Consider the following 22,277-nt stretch of genomic DNA (forward strand, 5'->3'; position numbering starts at 1 on the left):
CATCAGCAATGAACTCTCCATTTTCATACAACGATTTATATATTATTTTACCATTCTGAATTTTCTAAGTAAATAAAACTACCATATATTTTTTACTCATAAAAAAAGGTTACCAAATGGCAACCTCCTCTTCTTATATTACATAAATTCAGCAACAAGTTCATCAAACATTTTCTGATCCATATTTAAATCAGCTTGCACTAAAGGCTTCTCACTATAACCTTTTACAAGTTCTTGGTATGAAGGTTGCGCTGTATTTTGATATATTAAACCTGTTACTAATCCGTTATTTTCCATTAACGTTTGCATAGCCATCATGCGATTAGATGGATCATATCCCTCTACTGTACTTAGTTTTGTTAAATTCTCTTTAAACCAATCGTAAGTATTTACTTTATTGTAAGTAACACATGGGCTGTATACGTTAATTAATGAAAATCCTTTATGGTTAATACCAGCTTCAATAATTTGTGTTAATTCTTTTAAATCACTTGAAAAGCTTTGCGCCACAAATGTCGCACCAGCTGTTAAAGCCATTTCCATAACATTTAGTGACGGTTCAATTGAACCTTGTGGTGTGCTTTTCGTTTTAAATCCAGCTTCACTACGCGGTGAAGTTTGCCCTTTTGTTAATCCGTAAATTTGGTTATCCATTACGATGTACGTAATGTCGATGTTACGACGAATAGAATGGATTGTATGTCCCATACCAATCGCAAATCCATCACCGTCACCACCTGATGCGATAACTGTTAAATCACGATTTGCCATTTTCACACCTTGTGCAATTGGAAGGGCACGACCATGAATACTATGCACACCATATGAATTAATATAACCTGAAATACGACCTGAACAGCCGATACCGGAGATAACAGCAAGTTCATCTGGATTTAAGCCAACGTTAGCTGCCGCACGTTGAATTGCAGCTTGCACCGAGAAGTCTCCGCAACCTGGGCACCAGTTTGGTTTTACACTGTTACGAAAGTCCTTAAATGTTGCCATTTAATACAACCCCTTTTTTGCATTCGTTGTAAATCTCTTTCGGCAAGAATGGGTTCCCATCATATTTTAAAAGATTAGAAATTTTCTCACCGTTACCAAGATTCATTTTCATAATGTTAGCAAGCTGACCTGTCGCATTGTTTTCTACCACTACAACACGCTTCGCATTTTTCACAAGTGGATCGATTTCAGCTGTTGGGAACGGGTGAATTAAACGCACATGAGCATGGTTTACTTTCATACCCTCTTGTTCTAAGCGCTCCATTGCTTCTTCGATCGCACCACGAGTTGAGTTAAATCCAACAAGCAATACGTCCGCTTCTTCATGCTTAACATTTTTATAGACAGGGGTATTAAACTTCAAGTTCTCCATTTTACGGAAACGTTTGTCCATTTGATCTTTACGGTTTATTGCTGATTCAGATGGTTTACCAGTTTCATCATGTTCTACACCTGTAACATGGTGAACACCATTTTTCATACCAGGTAAAACACGCGGTGAAACGCCATCTTCTGTTACTTCATAACGCTTGAAGTATGCTTTATTTTCACGTTCTGGTAATTCCGCTTCTAAATCAAGCTTACCGCGACGAATTTCCACTCTATCTAACGTAAGCGGTTCTACAGTTTGTTTTCCTAAAGAAAGCTGTAAATCCGTTAAGAAAATAACAGGTACTTGATATTCTTCAGCTAGGTTAAATGCTTCTACAATATCATAGAAAGCTTCTTCAACTGTACTTGGCGCCATTACGATTTTTGGAATCTCACCGTGCGTACCGTAAATCATCGCCATTAAATCCGACTGCTCTTGTTTCGTTGGTAATCCTGTACTTGGACCACCACGTTGTGTATCAACAATGACTAATGGTGTTTCTGTAATACCCGCTAAACCAATCGCTTCCATCATTAAAGATAGACCCGGACCAGCAGATGCAGTTAATGTACGAACACCAGCATAGTTTGCACCGATTGCCATTGTACAAGCTGCGATTTCATCCTCAGTTTGGATTACTGTCCCACCAACTTTTGGCAATTTTTTAATTAAGTATTCCATAATTTCAGATGCAGGTGTTATTGGATATGCAGACATAAAGCGAGCACCACCAGCTACCGCACCAAATGCGATTGCATCGTTTCCAATCATAAACATGCGTTTCTTACCATCAGCTTTTTCAAGCTGCATCATGTTCACTTTCTCACCTAGCAACTCTTTCATATATTGAGAGCCACGTTTAATTGCGTCCATATTCTTTTGAACGACTTGTTCTCCTTTACGACCAAAGATCTCTTCAACAACATCTAAATAAGCTGTTTCATCTAATCCTAATACCGCACTTGATGCCCCAACAGCAACCATGTTTTTCATTAATGATGTGCCTAATTCTGAAGCAATATCTGTAAACGGTATCACATATAGATTTACATCTGTATTGTCAGGAATTGTTGGATTAAACTTCGCGTCCGCAACTACAATTCCGCCTGGACGTAGTTCGTGGAAGTTAAAGTCAATTGTTTCTTGATCAAAAGCAATTAAAATATCTAAATCATCTGAGATCGCGCGTACTTCTGTTGTACTTACACGAATTTTATTATTTGTATGGCCGCCTTTAATACGTGATGAGAAGTGGCGGTAACCGTATAGGTAATATCCTAATCGGTTTAATGCAATACAGAAGATTTCTCCTGTACTTTCAATTCCTTCACCTTGTTGGCCTCCAACTTTCCATGAAAGTTGACTAATCATCTCCTACACCCCTTTTGGCTGCATTCATTGTAGTGTATTTTTTTACAGTAATAGTTTAGCATTTTTTATACAAATAAACTACAACGGACGCAAATTATGCCTCTTCTGATTTCCCTGAATCTTTAGTATAAAGCTATTTTGTTTTTCATTCTAGTATTAGGTCTTAAAAAAAGCAATAATATCAAATGAATTTATTCTGATTTTTCTGTATTTTCAAACCGAAAATCTTAAAAGCTTATATGTTCAACAAAATTATCATATAAAAATCGCTCTACAGTAGATGCAGCATAGTGTTTACAAAGCTCATTAATTACATTTTCATACTCTCCATACGCTGATACATTTACAACTGTTTCTAATATCCCATCAAAATCCGAACCAAACCCTACATTGTTCTCTCCACCTAATGAACAGATATATTCGATGTGTTTTACTATATCTGCTATATTCGCTTGTTTTTCACTCGTTAGAAACTGTGGTACAAAAGTAACACCGATCATGCTATTTCGCTTTATAAGAGCCCTAAGTTGTTCATCGTTTAAATTACGTGGGTGCTGACAAAGTTTCGTACAATTTGAATGGGAAGCAATAGGATTTTTTGCAATTTCTATCACATCCCAAAAGCTTCTTTCATTCAGATGAGACACATCAGTCCATACATGTAACTCATTAAGTTCTTGTACAACATATTTACCAAAGGTCGTTAAACCCGCCCCACGTGTCTCTAGCGCACCATCAGCTAATAAATTGGCATAATTCCATGTTAGTCCAAAAGAACGTACTCCTAGGCGATAAAACAACCGTAATTTCATTGTATCTTTTCCAATTGCTTCGCATCCTTCTAGTGTTAATATCGCTCCAATCTCGTCCTGTTTTAACATGTTAATATCATCTTTTGTCTGAATAAACTTCACACCCGGTAATGATAAAATTTCATTGTAAAAAATATCTATCATTTGTAATGCCGCTTCAAATCGTTTTTCATATAGCACCGTTTCTGGCACATATATAGCAAAGCATTGTATACTTCCTTTTCTTTTCTTTAACTGTTCAAATGTAATATGTAATTGCGGATCGTTTTTAAAATCCTTTTTCCCCTGTGCATTCCATATCTGAAAGAGTACATCACAATGAGCATCAAAAATTTTCATTTCCATTCCTCCATTATAAAAACAACCTGTTTGCATACTGCAAACAGGTTGTTTAAACTTAACGAGGTTCTACAATTAATTTTATTGCTGTACGCTCTTCCCCATCAATCATAATATCCGTAAACGCTGGGATACAAATCAGGTCCAAACCACTAGGCGCTACAAATCCTCTTGCAATTGCTACTGCCTTTACCGCTTGGTTCAATGCACCTGCACCAATGGCTTGAATTTCTGCTGTTCCGCGTTCGCGAATAACACCTGCAAGTGCACCAGCTACAGAATTAGGGACCGACGTTGCTTTAACTTTTAATATTTCCATTCCGCGTTTCCTCCTCGTTTCTATAAAAAGTATTAGCAATTATTTCACTTTAACTTATATTCACGAGGAATGACGCGTATTCCTGCTAAATTTCTGTAATTTTTCTAAAAAATTAAAAAATAATAACTTTTCTAAAATCTATCCAGGAATTACTCAAAAAATGGCTGATCATCATTAATTAAGATACGCTGAATTTTCTTAGCTTTTCCTGTATTAGGATCCACATCAACTAACACTGCACTTAATTGTGTTCTACCACTTGTCACTTCAAATCGTACTGGTAAGTTTGTTAAAAACTTCTTCAATACCGCTTCTCGATCCATACCTAAAATCCCATCGTAAGGTCCTGTCATACCAACATCTGTGATATATGCGGTTCCGCTTGGTAAAATACGATTATCTGCTGTAGGAACATGTGTATGTGTACCCACTACTGCTGTAGCACGACCATCTACATACCAACCTAACGCTTGTTTTTCACTTGTAGTTTCCGCATGAAAATCAATAAAGATAATATTCGTACGTTTTTTTGCAATGTTAATTAATTCATCCACTTTACGGAATGGGCAATCAATCGGAGGAAGGAATGTACGTCCTTGTAAGTTAATAACTGCAACTTCTGTTCCATTACAGTTCACAAAGATAAGTCCTTTTCCTGGAGTTCCTTCTGGGAAGTTAGCTGGTCTTGCAAGATATTTTGCGTCATCAATAAATTCAAATACTTCACGGTTATCCCAAGCGTGGTTTCCAAGTGTAACCGCTTGTGCCCCGCATTCTAAAAAGTTTCGATATATTTTTTCCGTAATTCCACGTCCACCTGCTGCATTTTCTCCATTAATAATGGTTACTGTAGGTGTATATTTCTTTTTTAATGCCGGTACGTATTGTTGAATCATACCTCTACCAGGAGATCCTACTACATCCCCAACAAATAATATTCTCATATGTCTTACCCTTCCTATGTACTACATTTTTTATTACTAAAGCTTCAAGTGATTCCCTTACAATATATGTATTATAAGTTTGTTTCACTTGTATACTAATTCCCTTTATTTTAACCAATTCCAACACAAAAAAATAAAGTGGTGTTTCACCACTTTATTTTGCGTATTCCACTGCACGTGTTTCACGAATAACAGTTACTTTAATATGTCCTGGATAATCCAGTTCATTCTCAATACGTTTTCGAATATCACGAGCTAAACGATGAGCTTCTAAATCATCAATTGTATCTGGTTTTACCAGAATACGAACTTCTCGTCCTGCTTGAATTGCGAAAGATTTTTCTACGCCTTCATAAGACTCTGAAATCTCTTCTAACTTTTCAAGACGACGAATATAGTTCTCAAGAGTTTCACTACGAGCTCCAGGTCTTGCAGCTGATAATGCATCTGCTGCTGCAACTAAAACTGCAATGATAGAAGTTGGTTCTGTGTCCCCATGGTGAGATGCAATACTGTTTATAACTACAGGATGCTCTTTATATTTCGTTGCGAGTTCAACACCAATTTCAACGTGGCTACCTTCTACTTCATGGTCAATCGCTTTACCGATATCATGTAATAGACCAGCACGTCTCGCTAGTTTTTCGTCCTCACCAAGCTCTGCTGCCATAAGTCCAGTTAAATATGCAACTTCCATAGAGTGTTTTAAGACGTTTTGTCCGTAACTTGTACGGTATTTTAAACGACCTAAAATCTTAATTAAATCTGGATGTAATCCGTGAACACCCACTTCAAACGTTGTTTGCTCTCCGACTTCGCGAATATACTCGTCCACTTCACGTCTTGATTTTTCGACCATCTCTTCAATACGCGCTGGGTGAATACGTCCGTCCTGTACTAGTTTATCAAGAGCGATACGAGCTGTTTCACGACGAATTGGGTCGAATCCAGAAAGGATAACCGCTTCTGGTGTATCATCGATAATTAGGTCAATACCTGTTAACGTTTCTAACGTACGAATATTTCGACCTTCACGTCCGATAATACGTCCCTTCATTTCGTCATTTGGAAGATTTACAACCGAAACGGTCGTTTCAGCAACATGATCAGCTGCACATCTTTGCATTGCAAGAGATAAAATCTCTTTTGCTTTCTTATCCGCTTCTTCTTTCGCACGAACTTCACTTTCTTTTACCATTACGGCAATTTCATGAGAAACTTCACTTTCTACTTTACCAAGAATAATTGCTTTCGCTTGTTCGCGTGTCAGATTGGAAATGCGCTCTAATTCTGTTTGTTGCTTTTGAACTAACTCTCCCACTTTGCTTTCCAACTCTTCAATCTGTTGTTGTTTCGCTACAAGAGAATCCTCTTTCTTTTCTAACTGTAGCTCGCGTTTATCGAGCGTTTCGTCTTTACGATCAAGGTTCTCTTCTTTTTGCATTAAACGATTTTCTTGTTTTTGTAATTCGCTTCTACGGTCACGAATTTCTAATTCAGCTTCTGTACGAAGTGTATGAATTTCATCCTTTGCTTCTAAAAGCGCTTCTTTCTTAAGTGCTTCAGCCTCACGATTCGCTTCGTCTAGAATACGTTTCGCTTCATTAGCTGCACCATTAATCTTCGCTTCAGCAATAGACTTTCGAACAAAAAAGCCAACAACTGCACCGACTGTTGCAAGCAAAATGGAGATGAGTATCCAAACTGTACTACTCATGATTTCACCTCCCCTTGCTATGAATGAAAAAAGACTGTCGGCATGTACATTGAATACCAACATACAGCAAAGACCGTCGTCCCGCTTTTTAAGGGACTTTCTTCATTTCACAATTAAAATGTCATATTATTATTTCGGCAAGATTTAAGTCTTACTCCGAATATTACTTCTCTTCTTGAGAAGAGTGTTTCGTATATAAGAAAAAATATACATTCTCATTGTATCTATCGCAATTTTCATTGTCAAGCGTTGTCTACTTTTACTTTCTTTACCTTCAGCCCTAATTCATATATGAATTTAAAAAGCAGACAGCATATTATCCTGGAAAACCTTAGTAAATTCCAGTTTATTCATATAAAACATGCATATATTCCTCTTTATACATAGCCTTTTATGCAGATTAAATATTTTCTCTCCAACGATATACAACGCTTTCATAATAATTAAAAATAAAAGACACGGGACCGTGTCTTTTATTTTTTAATCTTGAAGATTTGAATCTTCCGTGTCTTCCACACCAGAGTCTTCACCAATTCCGTGATGATCACGAACAAAGAAGGCAATTTCCTCTCTTAAATCCGTATTCTCTTTTAAGAATTGCTTCGAATTTTCACGACCTTGTCCTAAACGCTCTTCATTATAAGAGTACCAAGCACCACTCTTTTGAACGATATCAAGTTCAGAAGCCATATCTAAGATTTCACCTTCTCTTGAAATACCTTCTCCGTACATAATATCAACTTCAGCAACACGGAATGGTGGTGCTACTTTATTCTTAACTACTTTTACTTTCGTTTTATTACCAACGATGTCGTTACCTTGCTTTAATTGCTCCGCACGACGTACTTCAAGACGAACTGTTGAATAGAATTTCAACGCACGACCACCTGGAGTTGTTTCTGGGTTCCCGAACATAACCCCAACTTTTTCACGAATTTGGTTAATAAAGATTGCGATTGTTTTTGATTTATTGATTGCACCTGACAGTTTACGAAGTGCTTGAGACATTAAACGAGCTTGTAAACCTACGTGTGAGTCACCCATGTCTCCTTCGATCTCAGCTTTCGGTACAAGAGCTGCTACAGAGTCAATTACGATAATATCAACCGCACCACTTCGTACAAGTGCTTCTGCGATTTCTAGTCCTTGCTCCCCTGTATCAGGTTGTGATAATAGTAATTCATCTATGTTAACGCCTAATTTTTGTGCATATACAGGATCCATTGCATGCTCCGCATCAATAAACGCTGCTTGTCCACCTTGACGCTGTACTTCAGCGATTGCGTGTAATGAAACTGTAGTTTTACCTGAACTTTCTGGTCCATAAATTTCGATAATACGGCCACGTGGGTATCCGCCTACCCCTAGTGCCACATCAAGTGCTAAAGAACCACTTGAAATTGTAGAAACTCTACGCTCCGCTTGTTCTCCTAATTTCATAATTGAACCTTTACCGAATTGCTTCTCTATTTGTTTTAACGCCATATCTAACGCTGCTTGACGATCACTCATTCAAAATTCCTCCTTAACTGAATTGCTAATCTTATTATACCTATTTTCAATTCAATTTGCCAACAAAAATCGAACATTTATTCGATTTTTTTATTTTCCATTAAACAAAACTGTATTTAAGTATTAAAAAAAGCTAGAAGAGACTTATATCTCTTCTAGCTTTTTATACAAATGATAAAATCCACATTTCACCGAACGTTCCCTAATTTGTTGACGACTTCCACTTAAATGAAGAGGAAAGACTGCAGTTGGTTCATCCTTAATCGCCAATCCAACGAATACTGTTCCCGGCTCTTTATGTTCCGAAGCATCCGGTCCTGCTACCCCAGTGAAACTAATTCCGATATCCGCGTTTAATAAGCCCTTAACATTTTCAGCAAGATAACGAGCACATTCTTTACTAACTGCACCATCAGTAGACAACACTTCCACAGGTACATGTAAAACATGTTGCTTCACATCATTATGATAACAAATGACACCGCCTTTAAATACTGAAGACACACCAGCATTTTCTGTCACTTGATTGCCGAAGAGACCACCGGTTAAACTTTCTGCACACGCTAAAGTTAATCCTTTTTTCTTCAATAACTCTATCGCCTTATCATGCAGAAACTCTTGATCATACCCGTAGAAAAATTCTCCTACTCTTTCTAAAATCAAATCTTCCGTATACTGAATGAGTTTCGCCGCTTCATCAGCATTTTGATGTTTAGCAGTTAAACGTAGTGTCACTTCTCCATCATTTGCAAGGGGGGCGATTGTCGGGTTCGTTTGTCCATCAATTAAATCTTGAACTTTCACTTCTAATTGAGATTCCCCAATCCCGAAAAAGCGAAGCACACGTGAATAAATGTTTTCTCCTTTTGTAAAGTTACGTAAAAAAGGCTCTACATAACTTACATACATCGGCTTCATCTCTTTCGGTGGTCCTGGTAATAAAATATAAACTTTTCCGTTCTTATTTAACCCCATACCAGGCGCCATGCCGTGATCATTTGCAAATACAGTTGCTCCATTCAAAACGAGCGCTTGCTTTTTATTATTCTCTGTGAACTCGCGACCTGTACGCTTAAAGTAATCGCTTATCGATGCTAATGCCTTTTTGTCATACACAAGCTCTTCACCCAAACTAGAAGATATCGTTTCTTTCGTCAAATCATCTTTTGTCGGGCCTAATCCACCTGTGAAAATAAGTATGTCAGCACGTTCTTCCGCAACTTCAATCGCCTGCTGTAATCGCTTGTTATTATCTCCAACTACAGTATGGTAGTACACATTAATTCCGATTGAAGCTAACTTTTCAGATAAAAACTGGGCATTTGTATTCGCAATTTGTCCAAGTAATAATTCAGTTCCAACCGCAATAATTTCAGCATTCATCCCAATTCCCCCATAAACTTCTATTTTGAGTTTACAAAAGCAGCTCTATTTTTCCAGAAATAATCCCACCCTGAAATAACAGTAAAGATTAATGCAATCCATATAAAGATATCAGCAACTGGGATATGGATTAAATTTAAAGGTACATCGTGTAATAAATACGCCGCAATTGCAATAATTTGTGTCCACGTCTTAATTTTCCCTAACTGATTTGCTGCCACTACTTCTCCCGTTCCAGCAAGTACAAGGCGTAAACCAGTTACTGCAAACTCACGACTGATAATTACAATAACGATCCAAGCAGGTACGTATTGCATCTCAACTAACGTGATAAGTGCTGCTGAAACAAGTAATTTATCAGCTAACGGATCAAGGAACTTTCCTAAATTCGTTACAAGATTATACTTTCTTGCGTAGTATCCATCAATCCAATCTGTAGCCGAAGCAATAATAAAGATAAGTGCCCCAACTAAATGTTGAATTGGTAAATCAACATCACCAATTGTGTATGAGCCCCAATCAAATGGTGCTAACATAATTACCATAAAAATTGGAATTAAGAAGATTCTAGATATTGTAATTTTATTTGGTAAATTCACAGCTATTCCTCCATCATATCAAAAACATTTGTTCATTGAAAAAAGTCATCGAAGCGATGACTGTTATTGTGCAGGTTGCTCTATCCCTTGGTTTTTTATCACCAATCTTTGGTGAAGTTCTTTTCCAGTATCCAATGGGTAAGCGACCACTTGGCCATTCAGTTTAACTTCAACATTCGTTGCATTCCCAATATTAAGTCGCACTTCTTTTACTGTTGATACATCATGTTTTTCTACTTGACCCTCTTGTACTGTAGTGTTTAGAATCACATTCCCCGCATCATCTTTAACATCTACATAACTCGCACCTTTACTCGATATTTCCAGTTCTAATGTTTTATTATTATGAATTTCCAAAGTAGATACTATACCAGTTGTTCCAACTACTTTCACTTCTTCTTTTCCAGTTGGCTGTGCTGGTTGTTCCTCTTTCTTTGGCTCTTCTTTCTTTGGCTCTTCTTTTTTCGGCTCTTCCGCTTTCACTTCATCTTTCTTCGTATCTAACGGAGAGTTTTCTGCTTTTTTAACTTCAATTTTCTCACTTTGAGCATTCGGAACTTTCTCATCACCTTTTCCAGTTAACACTTGGAAAACAAACCAAATTACCACTCCAAATGCAATTACTAACAGCGCAACTAAAATTTTCGGCATGTGATCTGCAATTGGCCATGATGAAGATTTTTGCATTGTTTCTTGCGTTTTTTGTCCTGTTGATACTTGTGGAACGTCGCGTTTTTCAGATTGTGGTATCGTACTCTGATATTCTACAAGCAGTTCCTCTCCATTTAAGCCAACCGCATCTGCGTATTGTTTAATGAATGCACGCGCATAAAAAGCTCCTGGCAATACATCATAATTGCCTTCCTCAATCGCTACTAAATGGCGTTTTTGAATTTTTGTAATCTCATGCAGCTGATCCATAGACAAGCCTTTCGTTCCTCTTGCTTCTTTCAGCTTTTGTCCTAATTCTGTCACTACTAACACCTCAATATTTCTTTAAAAGTCAAACATAGAGAAATTATTTTGCGTACCTTGCTCAATTTCATCTACTAAATTATATTGAATTTCTTCGTCATAATCGTTACGTAACTCGATAATATAATCAAAATCATCCAATGTGTATTCTGACTGGCTCACAAATACATCAGGATGTTCCACAACTTTCGTTGCAGGCAATCTCATAATTTCACGAACAAGCTGCCAATGCCTTTCGTTAGCACGCTTTGTTGACACGATTCCATCTAAGATGAAAATATTGTCGTCGCTATACTCGTCTTCAATCAATTGACTACGAACCGTTTGCTTAATAAGAGTAGATGATACAAATAACCATCTTTTATTTGCACAAACACTTGCGGCAACAATGGATTCTGTTTTTCCGACACGAGGCATTCCTCGTATCCCGATTAGTTTATGACCTTCTTTTTTCATTATTTCAGCCATAAAGTCTACAAGTAACCCTAATTCATCACGCACAAACCGAAATGTCTTCTTATCATCTGCATCTCGTTGTATGTACCTACCATGTCTAACCGCTAGCTTATCTCTTAGCTTTGGGGGACGATATTTCGTTACCGTTATGTTATCCATCGTATTTAAAATTGATTCAAGTCTAGAGATTTGCTCTTGATTATCGCACATAAGGAGTAATCCACGTCGTGCGTTATCTACACCATTAATTGTGACAATATTAATGCCGAGCATACCGATTAACGAAGAAACGTCACCAAGCAAGCCAGGTCGGTTTTTATGTATTTCATATTCAAAATACCATTCAATCATCCAAGATCACTCCCCTTGCTTACTTTACACCTACGTACTATATTATATGATTTCACCTTAATAGGGAAGCTAAATGTATAATCTAACCCGCGTTATTATTATACAAAAAAAATAGAGAGGAGAATCTCCTCTCTATTTTTTACTTATGCTGTACGAACTTCACCATTAAGTTTGCGATTGTATGTTGCTCTTGTTCATCAGCAACTTTCCAAAGCTCAGACAATAATTTCTCTTGATCGTTGCGCGCTTCTACTTCATTTGCTAAATAATCTCCAACACGAAATGCCATATCTGATACAGCACCACCATCAAGACCTTTTCCTGATGCCTGTTCTAAACGTTCTCCTAAAAAGCTCTTCCATTGATCAAAATTATCTAAAACTGACATGTTTAAGCACCTCACTACTTAGTAATAGAATCATGCTTAATTTGTACAGTTTTTCATTTTTTATGTAAGAAATTTTTAGCAATGCCAACCACCATTTACTCCGATAATTTGTCCAGTTATGTAAGATGCACCTGGTGATACGAGGAATGACACTGTTTTTGCTACTTCTTCTGGTAATCCCAACCTGCCTAACGGAATCTCTTCAGCAATTTCATTCTTATCCTCTTCTGAAAATACATGTAACATTTCCGTTTCAATTGCACCTGGTGCCACCGCGTTAACCCTTAATCCACTTAATGAAACTTCTTTTGCTAAAGCTTTCACATATGAATTTTGTGCACCTTTTACCATCGAGTAAAGCACTTCACATGATGCACCAATTTGGCCCCATATAGACGAAACAAGTACAATATTACCGCTTCTCCGCTGAATCATAGATGGCAATGCCATTGATAATAGTTTATAGATGCTCTTTACTTGAAGTTCTACCATATAATCCAATTCATCGTTCGTTACATCTGTTACGAGTCCAAATATACTCTTCCCAGCTGCATATACGATAACATCAAGAGGCTGTTCAACTTGTCCCCACAATTGCTCTGCTCCATCAGCAGAAGCCAAATTGGCTTGAACGGGAATCACTTCACCCCATTCTTTCTGCAACTCATTCACTTTCTCTTCACCGTTATTATAATGAACATATACTGTATATCCATCTTGAATTAATTGTTTTGAAATAGCAGAGCCAATCCCTCCGCTCCCTCCAGTTACTAATGCATACTTTTTCATAAATTCCCTCTCTTATCTCTACAAACTCATTTTCATACAACTAAATAATACCCTCATCTTATCATTTCTCTACGATAAGATGAGGGTATTATTATAAAACCTTTTATTTCTTCGGTAAAACCTGACAAACGCTCATTCTTTCTTCTGATAATAATGTTTTCGCTACTTCTTGTAAATCTTGAACAGTTAACCCTTCTAACACCGTTAATGCTTCAAACAGGCTCGATTCATTAAATGCGTATCGTGTAAACTGATTTGCAATATATTCAGGTGAATTCAAGGAGCGTAAAAAGCCACCTATTTTCTTTTTCTTTACTCGTTCTAATGCCGCCTCATCTAATTGATCATAATTTGTGTTTAATAAAATACCTTTCAAACGCCCTTCCAGCTCATCAGGTTGCTTCGTATCGCCGCCAACCATTGCAAAACCGAAGTTATTCTCTTCCGTATAATCATACGAGAACGAATCATCAATAAGCCCTTCATTATATAAAGATTCGTAATGAACGGAGCTTTTCCCAAATAAATAATCTAAAAGTAGCGTAAGCGCAATTTCTTGTTTTAAAAGGGCTTCCCCTTTTTCTTTTAAATTTGTCGCTTTAATACCAACTAAACATTTAGGTGTTTGTACAGGCATTGAAATAATTTTCTTCTTTTCATTTACCTCATCTGGCTCTTCTTCAAATGAACGTACAATTTCTGGCTGATTTTTATAATCTTTTTCCGCTTGATTTTCGCGTACTAAATCCATTGTTTTCTCTGGATCAATTGCGCCCACAACAAATAGTAACATATTGCTCGGATGATAAAACGTTTCATAACATTCATATAATAGGTCTTTCGTAATTTTACTAATAGACTCGATTGTCCCTGCAATATCAATTTTAATTGGGTGCTTTACAAACAAGCTATCAATTAATCCAAAGTATAAGCGCCAATCTGGATTATCTTGGTACATTTGAATTTCTTGTCCGATAATCCCCTTCTCTTTCTCAACTGTTTTTTCAGAAAAGTAAGGTTCTTGTACGAAGTTTAACAATGTATTTAAATTTTGTTCTACATTTGATGTACATGAAAAAAGGTAAGCTGTTCTTGTGAAAGATGTGAAAGCATTTGCCGATGCTCCTTGTTTACTAAACAGTTGGAAAGCATCATGATCTTCTTTTTCAAATAATTTATGCTCAAGAAAATGAGCAATTCCATCAGGCACACGAATCATTTCTTCTTTACCTAGTGGTACGAATGTATTATCCATAGAACCATATTTTGTCGTAAACGTTGCAAACGTTTTATTAAATCCTTGCTTCGGTAAAATATATACATCTAATCCATTAGGAAGTTTTTCATAATAGAGCGTCTCTTTTAATTGCTCATAAACAATTTTCTCCATTTATTCTCCCTCCGTTCCTTGTAAAAAGTAAATTGTATCTAGTTCAATATTTTTAGCAACTTTCACAATCTCTTCTTTCGTCACACTTTCAATGCCTGTAAGCCATTCTTCAACCGGACGCGTACGGTCTGAAATAATGCCATGATACAGCATTTCCACAAATCCGCGTGGTGTATCAATCGCCTCTAATATTTGATTTTGAATAACACTTTTCGTTTGATGCATCTCTTCTTCAGAAAAATCACCATTTTGCATCGCTAACATTTGTTCTTTAATAATCTCAACAGCTTTTTCATAATTTTCCGCTTCGATTCCTGACATGACAAACAATAAGCCTTTATGACTTTCAAAGCGGGATGCCGCATAGTACGCTAAACTATTTTTTTCACGAACGTTCACGAATAACTTCGAATGAGAAAATCCTCCAAACAGTCCATTGAACAATTGCAATGCAAAATAATCTTCGTCTTTATACGTAATAAACGTTCGATAACCGATGTGTAATTTACTTTGTTTTAATTCTTGTTTTTCAACAACTTCTTTTTCTTCATTATTTCTCTTATGAAGAAGTACATTTCTTTCCCTTGCAGGACGTGCCGAAATAGAAAAATACTTACTTACAAGATCCACTGCGTTTTCTGAAATATCACCAATAATGTATAGATCCATTTCATCTTCCGCTAACACTTTTTGATAATATTGATACAAACTTTCATTTGTAATAGAAGAAACACTCTCTTTTTTCCCATTTGCACTTAAACGATACGGTTCTACTTTGCACATTTCTTCAATTAAACGCTCGTTTGCATAGCGCATTTTATCATCATACGTAGCTTCAATTCTTTGCAAGAGCGCTCTCTTTTCACTTTCTACGATAGAAGGTAGAAAACCGTTCCCCTCTGTTGCTGGATGTAAAACGATATCCGATAACATAGAAAGCGCTTTTTCAAATAACGGTGGTGCATCATGTAAATATACTTCATTTGCAATGTCTACATAAATAGAGATAACATGGTCTTCTCCTTTTTTACTTACATCCACTGCCAAAGAAGATCCGTATAATTCTTCTAAATATTGACGAAGACGAATTACAGAAGGAAGCTTTTCTGTCGCACTTTGCAATACGTATGGCAATAGGGCACGCTCTGTCACCGTCTCCTCATTTAAAGGTGCCTTAAAACGAAATACAAAAGTATTTGTTTTATATTTATCAGTTGGAATAATATGTACTCGCAAACCACCTAATTCATGTAACTGTTGTTCCATTAGTTTCATTTATAGCCCTCCTTTACGTATGTAGGAATATTCCTCTTCAATATACAGTTTTTAGAAATGAAAAATCAACTTTTCTTCCTCACTATACTTACATTAGGCTCTTTCTAAAAACTTTCATTTGTAAGGAACATAGTAAAATTCCGTATTAAATATAGTCTATGTAAAAAAGCCCGCACTAATGTGCGAGCTTTTTTATACTTATCGTTTTCCTTTTTCATATGGCGTTCCTAACGCTTTCGGGGCTTCAGAACGACCTACAAAACCAACAAGCGCTAATATTGTGAATACATACGGTAATATCGTTAATAAAACACTCGGAATTTGATCTAATACAGGAATTGTTCCACCTGTTACACTTAACGATTGTGCAAAACCAAAGAATAACGCTGCACCTAATGCACCTAGTGGATTCCACTTCCCAAAGATCATAGCAGCTAATGCTAAGAAACCTTGTCCAGTAATAGTTGCCCCTGAGAAGTTATTAGAAATTGACATTGCAAAAATTGCTCCACCAATTCCAGCAAACACACCTGATATACAAACACCAATATAGCGCATTTTATATACGTTAATCCCCATCGTATCAGCTGCCATTGGATGCTCACCAACCGCACGAAGACGAAGACCAAACGGTGTTTTATAAATAACATACCAAACAACGAATGCTAAAATAATAGCAATATACGACGTTATCGGTACGTTAGAGAAGAATATTTTTCCTAAAACCGGAATATCCGAAAGGCCTGGAATATCAATCTTTTCAATACGGTACTGAATAAAGTCAGTCTGTCCTTTATCAAAAATCTTCTTAATTGCAAATACCGTTAATCCAAGAGCTAAGAAGTTAATCGCTACACCACTTACAACTTGATCCGCTCGGAATGTAATAGATGCTACCGCATGAAGTAATGCAAATAACCCACTACCAATTGCCGCAAATAATAACGCAATCCACGGAGTCATCGTTCCCCAAGTATCACCCATTAATAAGTTTGTAACAACTCCAATAAATGCACCAAATAGCATTAGTCCTTCTAATCCGATATTTACAACACCCGATCGTTCACTAAATACACCACCTAGTGCTGTAAAAATTATAGGTGCTGATGTATATAACGTACCCGTCACAAGAATGGCTAATATATCCAAAAAGCTCATTTATTTCCCCTCCTTGCTCATGCGTGTAAGCGCCCATCTTAACACATAACTACATGCAACAAAGAAGATGATACATGCAATAATCACATTAATAAGCTCTGATGGTACATCTGCCTCAAAGTTCATTTGAGGGGAAGCACTTTTCAAACCACCAAATAATAAAGCTGAAAGGATAATACCAAACGGATTATTCCCTCCAAGTAAGGCTACGGCAATCCCGTCGAATCCTACTCCTGTAAACGAAGACATCGCCGTCATACTTTGGAATGTCCCTAACCCTTCCATCGCTCCACCAATCCCCGCAAATGCACCAGCAATTGTCATAGAGAATACTACATTGCGAGAAACTTTCATACCAGCATATTTGGAAGCATGTTGATTAAATCCTACCGACTTTAATTCATAACCTAAAGTTGTTCGATCTAATAAGAACCACATTAAAATAGCGATTAAAATTGCTACAACAATTCCCCAGTGAAGGCGCGAACCGTCAGTGATGGTAGCAAGCCAGTCTGAAGATAATGACGCACTCTCTTTGATGTCGTACGTTTTATCATTACCTTCGTGCAAGAAACGCTTAATAATGTCATATGTTACGTATAACGCAATATAGTTCATCATAATTGTTACAATAACTTCATTAACTTGAAATTTCCCCTTTAAATATCCAGGGATGAAACCCCAAATTCCACCTACCAATGCTGCAAATAAAATTGATAACGGAATGTGAAGAACAGCTGGTAGCGAAACTGCATAACCGAACCAAACTGCCGCAAGCCAACCAACTAGTAATTGACCCTCTACCCCGATATTAAATAAACCTGTACGAAATGCAAATGCCACTGATAAGCCGGCAAGAATAAGCGGTATCATTGTACGAAGCGTTTCACCGATTGCACTTGGACTACCGAACATCCCTGTCCAAAGTGCACTATAACCAACTATTGGATCATAGCCACTTACTAGCATTACAATTGCTCCGACAAGTAAGCCGAAAATAACGGATAGTACTGGGACTAAAATATTTATCGTTCGTTCTGTTAAAAGTTTTTTAGCCATTTGTACCCACCTGCTCCTTCTTTGTTCCTCCAGCCATTAACAATCCAAGCTGTTGTTCATTCGTTTCTTTCGCATCAACAATTGCTACGATTTTCCCTTCATAAATAACAGCAATTCGGTCACTAACATTTAAGATTTCATCTAACTCTAGAGATAAAAGTAATACACCTTTTCCTTTATCCCTTTGCTCTATTAATCTCTTATGAATAAATTCAATTGCTCCTACATCTAAACCACGTGTTGGCTGTGCCGCGATTAATAAATCTGGATCACGGTCTACTTCACGTGCAATAATTGCCTTTTGTTGATTTCCCCCAGATAAAGCACGTGCTAACGTTTGCTCACTAGGTGTACGTACATCAAACTGTTCAATAAGTGCCTTTGCTTTTTCTGTAATTTTACTAAAATTTAAAATCCCTTTCTTTGAAAACGGATTTTTATAGTACGTTTGCAGAACTATATTATCTCTAACAGAAAAATCAAGAACGAGGCCGTGTTTATGACGATCTTCTGGAATATGACCAATTCCTTCTTCTGTTATCCTTCTAACAGGCCAATTTGTTATTTCTTTTCCTTTAATTGCAATAGAACCTGACTCAACTTTTCGTAAACCAGTAATTGCTTCTATCAATTCACTTTGTCCGTTTCCATCAATCCCTGCAATTCCAACAATTTCCCCCGCACGAACAGTTAAGTCAAGGCCTTTTACAGCAGGTAGTTGACGTGCATCGTGAACAACAAGGTTTGCAATTGAAAGTACCTCTTCTTTTGGCTTCGCGTCTATTTTTTCTGTTTTAAAATTCACTTGACGTCCGACCATTAATTCTGCAAGTTTATTTTCATCCGTATTTGCAACGTCAACCGTTCCAATCCCTTTTCCTTTACGAATAATCGTACAACGATCGCAAACTTCCATAATTTCTTTCAACTTATGTGTAATAAGAACAATAGATTTCCCTTCTTGTACAAGCTTTTTCATAATTTGAATGAGCTCATGAATTTCTTGCGGTGTTAACACAGCTGTCGGTTCATCAAATATTAAAATTTCTGCCCCTCGGTAAAGTGTTTTTAAAATCTCAACACGCTGCTGCATACCAACTGAAATATCCTGTATTTTCGCATATGGATCTACAGCTAATCCGTATTGTTCAGACAGTTTTTGAATTTCTTTAGCAGCTTCCTCAACAGCAATTTTCCCTTTTTTCTTCGGTTCATTTCCGAGAATAATATTCTCCGTAACTGTAAAATTATGAACAAGCATAAAGTGCTGATGAACCATTCCAATACCAAGGTCATTTGCCACATTCGGATTGGTAATGTTTACAGACTTTCCTTTAATTTTAATTTCACCTTGTTCTGGTTGATACAAACCAAATAGTACATTCATCAATGTGGATTTCCCTGCACCATTTTCTCCAAGTAAAGCATGTATTTCTCCTTGCTTTACTTGCAGCGTAATATCATCATTCGCTACAATGCCTGGGAATACTTTCGTAATGTTATTCATCTCAATTACGTATTCCATTGTGTTCCTCCTTTTAACAGGGAACATTCCCCTATTACACTATTAACTTATTAAGCAATTTGGAAGTTTTATACATACAAAGGTTAGTTCTATGAACTAACCTTTGCTATTTCTCTATTTATTTTTTTAGAGAAGCTTCATATTCTTTATACTCTTTATCTGTAGCTGGTACTTTAATTTCACCATCTGTAATTTTCTTTTCAAACTCTTCTACTTTTGTTAAAATTTCAGGGTTAACTTTTTTCACGTTGTCAGTTGTTGTTGCAATACCAACACCGTCATCTTTTAAGCCAAACGCTTCTACTTTACCGCCTTTTAATTTACCATCTTTCGCTTCTTGTGCTACTTTTTCAACAGCGATATCTACACGTTTTACCATTGAAGTTAATGTTACGTTTTCAGGCATACCTTCTTGGTTTTGGTCACGGTCAACACCGATTACCCAAACATTTTCACCTTTTTTCTTACGGTTTTTCGCTTCAGTGAACACACCGTTACCTGTACCACCAGCAGCATGATAAATTACATCTACACCTTGACCATACATTGCTGATGCAAGAACTGTACCTTTTTCAGGTTTATCAAATGCTTCCGCATATTCAGATACGATTTCAATGTTTGGATTTACTGCCTTTGCACCAGCTTTAAATCCATTTTCGAATTTACTAATTAAATCACTCTTCATTCCACCAACAAATCCTACTTTATTCGATTTTGTTGACATAGCCGCTACCGCACCTACCAGGAATGATCCTTCATGATCTTTAAATGTAATACTTGTTACGTTCGGTGCTTCTACAACAGTATCAACGATTGCGAATTGTTGTTTTGGAGATTCTTTTGCAACTTCTTTAATTGCACCTTCTAATTTATAACCGATTCCGAAAGATAAATCATACTTATCTTTTGAAAATTTCTTTAAGTTCGGAATATAATCTGCTTCTTTTTCAGACTGTAGGTAACGATAATTTGTTTTTTCCTTTAATCCATTATCTTTACCAAACTTTTTCAAACCTTCCCAAGAAGATTGGTTGAATGATTTATCATCAACGCCCCCAACATCCGTTACCATACCAACTTTGAATTCTTTATCTTCTTTCTTGTCACTGCTCGCCTTATCCGAGTTACCACATGCACCTAAAACCGTGCTTGCTGCTAATGTTAATGATAATAAAAGACCTGTTTTTTTCTTCATACTAGAAACCCCTCCTGAAATTATATATATATCTTTATTCTTACGCTGCTGTCCCTAACTTCTTGCTGTCACCTCCCTAAAATGGAACTTACCTACATACGTTTTCTTAATACGTGGAAGCTAAACTTATCAGCTCTAAAGTAATTGAGAGAATATAAGATTGGCTCATCATTTTGATCATAGTGCATTTGTTTTAAAACTAGCAGTGCCGTTTCCGGTTCACATTCTAAAATCGGTGAGACTTTTGGATGATAGCCAATTGGCTCAATGTGAGCAACTGCGTATGTGATACGTTTGTGCGTATTGTTATGTATCACTGTAAGCAATGATTCTTCGTTGTATCCCGATAAATCTGGCAAGATTTCTTTTGCAAGTTTATCGATACAATATACAACAGGTTCCCCATCTGCTGTACGCACACGCTCAATCATTACGGCATTAAAACCATCTTCACTATTAAACTTCTCTTTTTCTTCTTCTGTTAAACTTGTTGTAGATGATGATAAAAAGATAGTTCCTGGTGTTTTCCCCACACTAGAAATCATATCTGTAATACTAGAAAGTTGTTCAATCCCAGAAGAAAATAACGGCTTAGCATTTACAAATGTCCCTACACCATGTCTACGAATGACAACATTTTCTTCTTCTAAAATACGCAGCGCTTCCCTTAAAGTCGCCCTACTTACACCAAGTTCTTTCGCTAAATCAAACTCTGATGGTAACTTCTGTCTTTCTTTGTAAGCTCCATCTTTAATTTTTTCTTTAATGTGATCAATCACCCGTAAATATAAGTGACGACTATCGGATTTTACTGACATAAGACTCCCCCGCATTTCAATTATTCGACCTCTGATGTAAGACTTCTTTTCTCTTTTTTCAACTTACAACATAATAAAATTACTAAATACTAAAAATAAGCATAATTGTCGAATAAATATTAATAATTTTTTAAGATGAAATTTTCACTCTTTACTGCATAAAAAAAACTTTGCACCATAAACATTCCTCATTTCGAGAAAAAGTTCGGCACAAAGATCTCTTACATCCTTTGTTACACACTTTTCCCCTCATAGTCCAGCAATTCATGGTTGCCGGGTAGAAACTTATGGACCTTATCTCCAAGATTATATGAGGCAGTGATTCTTTTCGAAGTAATCTTACCACTTGCTCCCATACGTGTCAACAAAATTTAACATTTTTCTACATTAAATATCGAACATTCATTAAAAACGTAATCAAAGTATTCGTATTCTAAAGAATCGCTTTAAATGTAAGCCCTTTCTTTATCGCTGAATATAGTATATAACAAAACTAGCATATAAAAAAGCCTAATTGTAAAAAC

At 36.6% G+C, this 22,277-nt stretch carries 20 protein-coding genes and 1 riboswitch; all 20 genes read right to left on the reverse strand.

The features are described from left to right. Nucleotides 1-138 precede the first annotated feature (138 nt). Nucleotides 139-1,005 carry a 2-oxoacid:ferredoxin oxidoreductase subunit beta gene (locus tag F8162_RS08980; RefSeq protein ID WP_000190158.1) on the reverse strand — a complete coding sequence of 289 codons (867 nt, stop codon included), beginning with the start codon at nucleotides 1,003-1,005 and terminating at the stop codon, nucleotides 139-141. Further along, nucleotides 992-2,749, reverse strand: coding sequence for a 2-oxoacid:acceptor oxidoreductase subunit alpha (locus F8162_RS08985; protein ID WP_151632576.1), 1,758 nt, complete (start codon nucleotides 2,747-2,749; stop codon nucleotides 992-994). The genes F8162_RS08980 and F8162_RS08985 overlap by 14 nt, the downstream gene beginning before the upstream one ends. Nucleotides 2,750-2,976: 227 nt before the next feature. Further along, entirely contained in the window at nucleotides 2,977-3,900 is a 924-nt protein-coding gene (locus F8162_RS08990) for a dipeptidase (protein ID WP_151632578.1), read from the reverse strand. Nucleotides 3,901-3,958: 58 nt separating this feature from the next. Beyond that, entirely contained in the window at nucleotides 3,959-4,219 is a 261-nt protein-coding gene (gene spoVS, locus F8162_RS08995) for a stage V sporulation protein SpoVS (protein ID WP_000404341.1), read from the reverse strand. Between the two features lie 149 nt (nucleotides 4,220-4,368). Then, entirely contained in the window at nucleotides 4,369-5,163 is a 795-nt protein-coding gene (locus F8162_RS09000) for a TIGR00282 family metallophosphoesterase (RefSeq protein WP_001221093.1), read from the reverse strand. A gap of 154 nt (nucleotides 5,164-5,317) precedes the next feature. Next, the gene (gene rny, locus F8162_RS09005; protein WP_151632580.1) at nucleotides 5,318-6,880 is read right to left on the reverse strand and encodes a ribonuclease Y; all 1,563 of its coding nucleotides are present in this window, start codon (nucleotides 6,878-6,880) and stop codon (nucleotides 5,318-5,320) included. Nucleotides 6,881-7,360: 480 nt separating this feature from the next. Beyond that, complete coding sequence (gene recA / locus F8162_RS09010) at nucleotides 7,361-8,392, reverse strand: recombinase RecA (protein WP_063260397.1); 1,032 nt, start codon at nucleotides 8,390-8,392, stop codon at nucleotides 7,361-7,363. A 144-nt stretch (nucleotides 8,393-8,536) separates the two neighbouring features. Beyond that, nucleotides 8,537-9,775: a competence/damage-inducible protein CinA gene (cinA, locus tag F8162_RS09015; protein WP_151632582.1), complete on the reverse strand. Its 1,239-nt coding sequence runs from the start codon at nucleotides 9,773-9,775 to the stop codon at nucleotides 8,537-8,539. A gap of 20 nt (nucleotides 9,776-9,795) precedes the next feature. Continuing rightward, the gene (gene pgsA, locus F8162_RS09020) at nucleotides 9,796-10,374 is read right to left on the reverse strand and encodes a CDP-diacylglycerol--glycerol-3-phosphate 3-phosphatidyltransferase (RefSeq protein ID WP_151632584.1); all 579 of its coding nucleotides are present in this window, start codon (nucleotides 10,372-10,374) and stop codon (nucleotides 9,796-9,798) included. A gap of 63 nt (nucleotides 10,375-10,437) precedes the next feature. Continuing rightward, nucleotides 10,438-11,349 carry a helix-turn-helix domain-containing protein gene (locus F8162_RS09025; protein ID WP_151632586.1) on the reverse strand — a complete coding sequence of 304 codons (912 nt, stop codon included), beginning with the start codon at nucleotides 11,347-11,349 and terminating at the stop codon, nucleotides 10,438-10,440. A gap of 21 nt (nucleotides 11,350-11,370) precedes the next feature. Further along, nucleotides 11,371-12,156 (reverse strand): DUF3388 domain-containing protein, encoded by a 786-nt coding sequence (locus F8162_RS09030; RefSeq protein ID WP_000574107.1) that lies wholly within the window; start codon nucleotides 12,154-12,156, stop codon nucleotides 11,371-11,373. 139 nt (nucleotides 12,157-12,295) lie between these two features. After that, complete coding sequence (locus F8162_RS09035; protein WP_000114455.1) at nucleotides 12,296-12,544, reverse strand: DUF3243 domain-containing protein; 249 nt, start codon at nucleotides 12,542-12,544, stop codon at nucleotides 12,296-12,298. Nucleotides 12,545-12,619: 75 nt separating this feature from the next. After that, nucleotides 12,620-13,333: an elongation factor P 5-aminopentanone reductase gene (gene ymfI, locus F8162_RS09040; protein WP_151632588.1), complete on the reverse strand. Its 714-nt coding sequence runs from the start codon at nucleotides 13,331-13,333 to the stop codon at nucleotides 12,620-12,622. Nucleotides 13,334-13,436: 103 nt separating this feature from the next. After that, nucleotides 13,437-14,723: an EF-P 5-aminopentanol modification-associated protein YfmH gene (gene yfmH / locus F8162_RS09045; RefSeq protein WP_151632590.1), complete on the reverse strand. Its 1,287-nt coding sequence runs from the start codon at nucleotides 14,721-14,723 to the stop codon at nucleotides 13,437-13,439. Continuing rightward, nucleotides 14,724-15,998: an EF-P 5-aminopentanol modification-associated protein YfmF gene (gene yfmF / locus F8162_RS09050; protein ID WP_151632592.1), complete on the reverse strand. Its 1,275-nt coding sequence runs from the start codon at nucleotides 15,996-15,998 to the stop codon at nucleotides 14,724-14,726. 198 nt (nucleotides 15,999-16,196) lie between these two features. Next, complete coding sequence (locus F8162_RS09055; RefSeq protein WP_151632594.1) at nucleotides 16,197-17,156, reverse strand: ABC transporter permease; 960 nt, start codon at nucleotides 17,154-17,156, stop codon at nucleotides 16,197-16,199. Next, nucleotides 17,157-18,215 carry an ABC transporter permease gene (locus tag F8162_RS09060; RefSeq protein WP_144614485.1) on the reverse strand — a complete coding sequence of 353 codons (1,059 nt, stop codon included), beginning with the start codon at nucleotides 18,213-18,215 and terminating at the stop codon, nucleotides 17,157-17,159. Beyond that, a complete protein-coding gene (locus tag F8162_RS09065) occupies nucleotides 18,208-19,740 on the reverse strand; it encodes an ABC transporter ATP-binding protein (RefSeq protein ID WP_000456925.1) in 1,533 nt (510 codons plus the stop codon). Before F8162_RS09065 ends, F8162_RS09060 begins: the two co-directional genes overlap by 8 nt. A gap of 118 nt (nucleotides 19,741-19,858) precedes the next feature. Next, nucleotides 19,859-20,935, reverse strand: coding sequence for a BMP family lipoprotein (locus F8162_RS09070; RefSeq protein WP_151632596.1), 1,077 nt, complete (start codon nucleotides 20,933-20,935; stop codon nucleotides 19,859-19,861). A gap of 92 nt (nucleotides 20,936-21,027) precedes the next feature. After that, the gene (locus F8162_RS09075) at nucleotides 21,028-21,753 is read right to left on the reverse strand and encodes a GntR family transcriptional regulator (protein WP_151632598.1); all 726 of its coding nucleotides are present in this window, start codon (nucleotides 21,751-21,753) and stop codon (nucleotides 21,028-21,030) included. Nucleotides 21,754-21,985: 232 nt separating this feature from the next. Then, a riboswitch (purine riboswitch) is annotated at nucleotides 21,986-22,087 on the reverse strand. Nucleotides 22,088-22,277 lie beyond the last annotated feature (190 nt).

Origin of the sequence: Bacillus sp. CH140a_4T (assembly GCF_008923725.1) — a bacterium.
Taxonomy (GTDB): domain Bacteria; phylum Bacillota; class Bacilli; order Bacillales; family Bacillaceae_G; genus Bacillus_A.